This is a genomic window from Serratia sp. 14-2641 (genome assembly GCF_001692375.1).
Taxonomy (GTDB): domain Bacteria; phylum Pseudomonadota; class Gammaproteobacteria; order Enterobacterales; family Enterobacteriaceae; genus Chania; species Chania fonticola_C.
Map to the genome: position 1 here is coordinate 1 of NZ_LXKR01000067.1, position 6,473 is coordinate 6,473.

General features: G+C 47.9%; 4 protein-coding genes and 4 pseudogenes. 5 read left to right on the forward strand and 3 right to left on the reverse strand.

What is annotated here, in order from left to right; genetic code table 11:
• Positions 1 to 572 (reverse strand): annotated as a pseudogene (locus A6U95_RS23250) (IS6 family transposase); the annotation flags it as partial.
• A 39-nt stretch (positions 573 to 611) separates the two neighbouring features.
• Between A6U95_RS23250 and A6U95_RS30155 the strand changes: the two are divergent.
• Positions 612 to 764, forward strand: a pseudogene (locus A6U95_RS30155) (transposase); the annotation flags it as partial.
• Here the strand turns inward: A6U95_RS30155 and A6U95_RS23255 are convergent.
• Positions 738 to 1,789 (reverse strand): IS3 family transposase gene (locus A6U95_RS23255; protein WP_241810716.1). Its coding sequence is split into 2 segments (ribosomal slippage): positions 738 to 1,528 and positions 1,528 to 1,789, totalling 1,053 coding nucleotides; the frame shifts between segments, so codons are not numbered across the junction. The pseudogene A6U95_RS30155 and the gene A6U95_RS23255 overlap by 27 nt on opposite strands.
• Before the next feature lie 307 nt (positions 1,790 to 2,096).
• Here A6U95_RS23255 and A6U95_RS23265 point away from each other — a divergent pair.
• The 4 genes and pseudogenes from A6U95_RS23265 to A6U95_RS23280 all read left to right on the forward strand — a co-directional run bounded on the left by A6U95_RS23265 (position 2,097) and on the right by A6U95_RS23280 (position 6,241).
• The gene (locus A6U95_RS23265; RefSeq protein ID WP_059202214.1) at positions 2,097 to 2,888 is read left to right on the forward strand and encodes an SDR family oxidoreductase; all 792 of its coding nucleotides are present in this window, start codon (positions 2,097 to 2,099) and stop codon (positions 2,886 to 2,888) included.
• 22 nt (positions 2,889 to 2,910) lie between these two features.
• A pseudogene (locus tag A6U95_RS30865) lies at positions 2,911 to 3,343 on the forward strand (DDE-type integrase/transposase/recombinase); the annotation flags it as partial.
• A 279-nt stretch (positions 3,344 to 3,622) separates the two neighbouring features.
• A complete protein-coding gene (locus A6U95_RS23275; protein ID WP_065686229.1) occupies positions 3,623 to 6,040 on the forward strand; it encodes a GNAT family N-acetyltransferase in 2,418 nt (805 codons plus the stop codon).
• Positions 6,041 to 6,241 (forward strand): hypothetical protein, encoded by a 201-nt coding sequence (locus tag A6U95_RS23280; protein ID WP_059202198.1) that lies wholly within the window; start codon positions 6,041 to 6,043, stop codon positions 6,239 to 6,241.
• On the opposite strand, the pseudogene A6U95_RS31625 reads toward A6U95_RS23280, so the two are convergent.
• Positions 6,146 to 6,473, reverse strand: a pseudogene (locus A6U95_RS31625) (DDE-type integrase/transposase/recombinase); the annotation flags it as partial. The gene A6U95_RS23280 and the pseudogene A6U95_RS31625 overlap by 96 nt on opposite strands.

Genomic DNA, 6,473 nt, shown 5'->3' on the forward strand with positions numbered 1-6,473 from the left:
TCTACCAGTGACAATCCGTCGCTAACTGGATGATGAAGCAGTCCCTTGCGTATCATCTGTCCCAGCTTAATACCTGCCAACAGGGTCTGGGCTCGTCGACGGTTTGCCCCCCAGCATCGGTCGACTCCGCCGTTTGATGTTCCGATGGTCTTGCTCAATCAGGTTGCCCAAGTACTTACTTTGCCCGACGGTAATCGCTTCTTCATCAGGTTTGTCGGCGTTGAGCGTGAGCAGCGCCGCGGTGTTGGCACTACTTTTATCGATAGTGATCATCTCGGGTTCGACGTGATGACGAATGGCCTTGCGAAAGAAGCGCAATGCGGCTGCAACGTCCCGCTTGGTGGTCAACAGGAAGTCGATGGTCTGGGCCTGCAGTATCCACCGCGCGGTAGAGATACTTCCACTGACCTTTGATTTTGATGTAAGTTTCATCCATGTGCCACCCTCGACCTACAGGCCGCTGATATCGGCGAAATGTCTTATCCGCAGGGTAGCAGCCTGATAACCCATCGGTACAGAGTGGAGTGGTCAACGGTAATGCTGCGCTCTACCATCATCACTTCGATGGACTGACCCCGCCCCAGTAGACGATCCTGCCCTATAAGGAGCGTATGGGCATACCACGATTTACACCTGAATTTAAGGAAGAAGCCGTCCGTCAAATAACGGAACGCGGTTATTCCGTTGCCGAAGTATCTGACCGTCTGGGTGTTTCTGCACACAGCCTCTACAAGTGGCTACGGGCTATCAAACCTGATAACAGCGAACAGCTTATAGTGTATGCGCCAGGCCTCGATTTTGCACCGTGCATCCTCCAGAGACATGAACCAGTTCTCGTTCAGGCATTCCTGCCGCAACCTACCGCTGAAGGACTCGACCGTAGCGTTGTCCGTCGGTGTTCCCGGGCGTGAGAAGTCGATCCTTATCCCTCTTTCATACACCCACCTGTCCAGCATTTTTCCTGCAAATTCAGAACCATTATCGGTTTTCAGCAACTGCGGTAAAGGACGCCTGAGCGCTATGCTGTTCAGCATTTCTGCCACTTCTGTTGAACGCAGATTCTGCCCCACGCAGATCCCCAGGCATTCGCGGGTGTAAAGGTCGATAACCGTCAGCAGGCGCAGTCGCCTCCCGTCAAACAGCGCATCAGAGACAAAATCCATGCCCCAGACGTGATTCGGATACAGACCCTGAGGCTGCGGTTGTCGGCGCTGTGCGGATTTATTGCGCCGTGGAAGTTTGAGACGCAATGACAGCCCCTGTTCGCTGTAAAGCCGGTAGATCCGTTTGTGGTTATCGCGCCAGCCTTCCCGCCTGAGCATCACGTATACCCGGCGATATCCGTAGTGAATTCGCGTTTCAGTGATCTCACGGATACGCAGGCGCAGTGCGCTGTCATCGGCAGCAACTGAACTATATCTGAACGAACTGCGGCTGAGCCGTAGCGCAAAACAGATTTGTCTTTCGCTGGCACCATATCGGGCCTGTAAATCCCTGACCCATTCCCGCAGACGTGCCAGCGTCAGCTCTTTTTTGCCAGCACGTCCTGCAGCATCGCCTTGTCGAGGCTCAGATCGGCAACCAGCCTCTTCAGCCGCAGATTTTCCTCTTCCAATTGCCGCATGTGTTTGAGTTCAGAAGGGGAAATTCCGCCGTATTTCTTACGCCAGGGGTAAAACGTGGCATCGGAGATACCCAGCTTGCGGCAGACATCCGGCACGGACGTACCCAGCTCAGCCTGCTTCAGGGCAAAGACAATCTGCTCTTCGGTGAATCGTGACTTTTTCATCGGCACCACCTCCGTTCAGGGGAGTGTTTATCATGCCGGAATTCTGTTTCTGAATGGAGCAGGATTTTTGGGTAGGGTCAGAGTGATTTTATAATTTTTTGCATTTTTAACAATATGCAACTAACATTATTAGTAATAGCATCTAGATAACTGCCCTACTTTTATCATCCCTTACGATACAAGGAGTTGGAGCAATTTTTCCACCAGATTCTATGATGTGCGACTTATTGCGCCCTTCCATTACTGAACAGGTGATTGTTTAGTAATGGCAAATGTAGCGATAAAAATCGCAGTTATTTTGGAAGTGATGCTACGTATCGGATTTAACCATATAAAAAGAGGGTTATATGCAAAAAAAAAAACAATATTGATTACGGGGGCGCTTTCTGGAATCGGAAGTGCAGCGACTAAATTATTTTCCGAAAGAAACTATAACGTTGTATTCTCAGGCCGAAGGCCCGAAGAAGGTAAAGTTATGTTAACCGCTCTAAAGATAATTAATAAAGACGTACTTTATGTTAATGCTGACATGAATAATGAGTCAGATATCAAACACCTGATTGATGTGGTACTGGATAAATTCGGCTCATTGGATGTCGCGGTAAACTGTGCGGGTACGGTAGGTGAAAATGCGGAGATCCAGGCTGCGACCCAAGATAACTTTCATTTGGTATTCAACACCAATGTGTTAGGCACTCTGTTAGCCATGAAATATCAAATCCCTGTGATGATTGAAAGAGGTAAAGGCAGCATCATCAATATCTCTTCAATCGCTGGAATAGTTGGCCTGCCTCATGCGGGGATTTATGTTGCAAGTAAACACGCCATTGAGGGATTGACAAAAACAGCAGCACTGGAAGTTGCAGCTACTGGCGTTCGAGTGAATTCTATTTCCCCAGGGCCGGTGGAAAGTAAAATGTTTGATCGTTTTCTTGGTCATGATGAAAAAAATAAAAATAAATTTATAGCAATGATGCCAAATAAGCGTTTCTCCACGTCGGAAGAAGTTGCACATACTATTGCGTTCCTTGCAGAGGATAACGTGACTGCCATTACTGGGCAGACGATTACTATCGACGGCGGATACACCGCACAGTGAGCGAGGGGTGATTAGTCAGCGCGGTAGTAAATAGGCTTACCTGTACCTGGCCGTCGACAGCCGCGGTAGAACTATCGATTTTTATCTTTCCTCCCGACGTAATACCAAAGCAGCTTATCGATTTTGAAGAAGATGTTGGGTCAATTACGGGATTGGTAACAGCCAATGCCCCACCTATGGCAGGGCATTGGCTTTGCTGAAGCAAGAAGGTAAGTGACGACCTGACGTGGAAACACCAGCAGGTGAAATACCTCAATAACGTGATTGAATGCGATCACGGTAAGCTGAAGCGGATAATCAATCCGATGTTAGACTTCAAATTCATGAAGAAAGCTTATGCTACAATCAAAGGGATAGAGGCCATTCGCAGGTTGCGCAAAGGACAGACAGAACCTTGGTACGATGACCATCCTCAGCGCGAAGAGCCTCTGGTGAACGACGTTTTCAGCCTCTAAGATATTTAAGTTTACCCTAAGCAGCTATTTGTAACACTACCCGTATTATAGAGTAAGGAAAAGAGGACGGTAACAAAAAATATGGTGAATTTTTTAGAATTGGCTATTCTTATCAAGAATCATATTATCTGCCACAAAAAAACATTAAATGCATAACAAGTTCTACAAGGCTAGCATTCAACTTTCTAGGTGCTGCATCCAATAAGGTTATTTTATATTGACCCACTTGAGTACAGAATCGTTACGGTGTTGACAATCCGATAAACCGTGGGGGCTTTAATGACGGTTACCCTTGACTATATCAATAGTGTTAAAGATCTGGATCCAGCTGAGTATCGCGCATTTTTTCTTCAAAGCAAGGCACCCCTGTTTTACGATCAACGGTTTCTTATCGCAGCTGAGCAGTCACCCTTGTTAAACGTCAGTAAAATTTTCTATTTGCTTGTGCGAGACGAGGGGAGGTTGACTGCGCTGGTCCCTATTTATCTTCAAAAATTTCGGTCCGTTGATTCGTTAGGATTATTGGTTTCGTCCGCTAAGCTCTCGATGGAATCGGAAGATCGAGGACTGTTTAGTCATATTATTCATTGTACGGACACCACGATACCGATGTTAAATCATGCCCCAAGCCTTTACACACGAATATTCGATGCTATTACGGCTATCGCGCAGGCTGAACAGGCGCGTTATTTCTGTTTTCTTAATGTACAGGATGGTGTGCTCTTGCGTGAGGCTCAACGCAACGGGCTAAATATAAATTTCATGGTAGATAAATTTTCAATCGAACTGGATGCTTTTCCAGATTTTAACAGTTTTGTGCAGGCTTCTCCCAAGTACGGGCGTTACGAAATGATACGTCAGCATCGTATTATTAACCGCTGCGATGCGAGAGCTAGAATACTTGCTCCTCCCTTTGATAATGAAATTGAGAAACTATCCCAGTTGTATTATTTAACTACCAAACGGCTGGGGACACCCTATTATTGGCCAGAATCACAATTGGCTGATTTTTGCCATCTTTGCGGCGATCTGGTTCGCCTTAGCGTCGTAGAACATAACGGGAAAATTGTCAGCGGATTTATCTGCTTCGAGGAAGAGGGCGCTCTCCATGTCTGGTCGGCCGGCATAGATTATGATAGTTCCGATTTCAACCCTTACACCTTGGGCATGTCTGCCGTGTATCGCTATGCATTCGAAAGAGGAATTAATCTTATCGAGTGCGGCCGCTTGAATCCCCGCATCAAAACTCGATTGGGATTCAAACAGAAACGACTCTATTCCGTCATCAGCCAGGATCTTGGATTACCCGCCGCTAAGCAGACTTCTCTGTCTCGACTGAAGCTGGCATCGCAACTGGATGGCGAAGTTCGACTTGCTTCGCATCCCGCCTTTGATGAGTGGTATCTCAACAGTGTCTGGAACGGTCGAGGCCCAACACGTAGACCAGCTGGAATAGTACGCGCCGCGACTGAGGCCGATGTGATTCGCGCGATTGTATTTGCCAAGGAGCAAGCAATGGAGGTGAGCGTGCGTGGAAGTGGGCACAACTACACTGGTTGTTTTCTTCGCATTGATACACTGATGTTGGACATTTCCGGCTTGAAGAGACTTGATATTGATAGCAAGCGCAAGCGCGCCATCGTTGAATCAGGGGTCAGTAGTGGTCAATTGTGTCATGCACTCGCGGCTAAAGGTCTGGCTTTTCCGACAGGGCATGTAAGAGAAGTGGGGATCAGCGGATTCCTGTTGGGGGGAGGGCTCGGGATCAACTGCAGCCAATGGGGAGGAATGAGTGTGTTCAACGTACAAGCCTTGGACATTGTCACCGCCGACGGTCGTCTACGACATGTGTCCGAAACCCAGGAGCCAGACTTGTTCTGGGCCGCTCGTGGCGCTGGACCCTGTTCGTTTTTTGTTGTGACCCGTTTTTACCTCAGCTGCTACTCACTGCCTCGGGTAATAACCAATAGCTTATACACGCTACCTTTCACACATTTACACGATTTATTGGCGAGACTTGAAGATACCTCTCCTCCTACAAATCTTCAGGTGATGATATCTGTCAGTCCCCCGACATCGGGTGGTACACCAGCAGTGCTGTTAAATATTTTGGCGTTTACCGATAGCCCGCTAGAGGCGCAAGCCCTACACGAATCTTTTGAAACTAGCCTAGAACTGCCACTTACAGCCTTGGCCATCAATCAGCCCTCAAACTTCGAGGCCATTTACGAGCAGTTCAACAACATAGTGGTATCAAAAAGGTTGTATGCCGACAATATCCTTACAGATAACAAGCTAGAATTGGTTGCCATCTTATCCAGGTATTTATCAGACGCGCCGTCCCGAACTACACTTGCAACGATTCTCTGGCGGGGTGTGACAACCTATCCGAAAGCAGCATTTTCGGCACATGGCAAGTTCTTTGTATCTACCTACGCCCAGTGGGACGATGCAAAAGATGACAGTGTCAATCGATATTGGTTAAAACGGATGTATGACGAGTTACAGGAGATTGCCCGTAGCCGTTATATCAACGAGTACGATCTTGAGACAAGGGCGGCCGAAATCAGCATGTGTTTCGCCGCTGAGAACTGGGAGAAACTGCAAAGGCTCCGGCTTGAATACGACCCTGATGGTGTATTTGTTGACGTGCAGCAGTTGGAGGAACATGGCGATCAGCCAGAAGCGAACAACTAAATGGAATGTCAGCGCCTTGGTCCGCCGCGACAGTCGCTGGTATTACTCTACCGACATGACGACCGCAACATCGCATTTCTGACTCTGGGTGAGCGCTGGTTCAAGTCGTTTTATATTCCGCTGATCTTGCGCAACCCGTTCATTCAGATATTTATTCTGCCTGATCGCGATGATTTCTTCATCGGGTTTGTCGACGTTTAGTGTCGCCATCGCTTCCCTGTTGGCACCACTTTTAGCCCTGATACTACGCAGGTTCGCTGTGGTGTTGAATGACCTTGCGAAAGAAGCGCAACACAACGGTAGCATCCCATTTGGCGGTCAGCAGGAAGTCGATGGTATGGCTAGAAATATTCACCGTGCAATACAGATATTTCCTCTTATTTTTGATTTACATCCATTCGCCATCGGCTACCCACAGAACGTTTATGCCGAC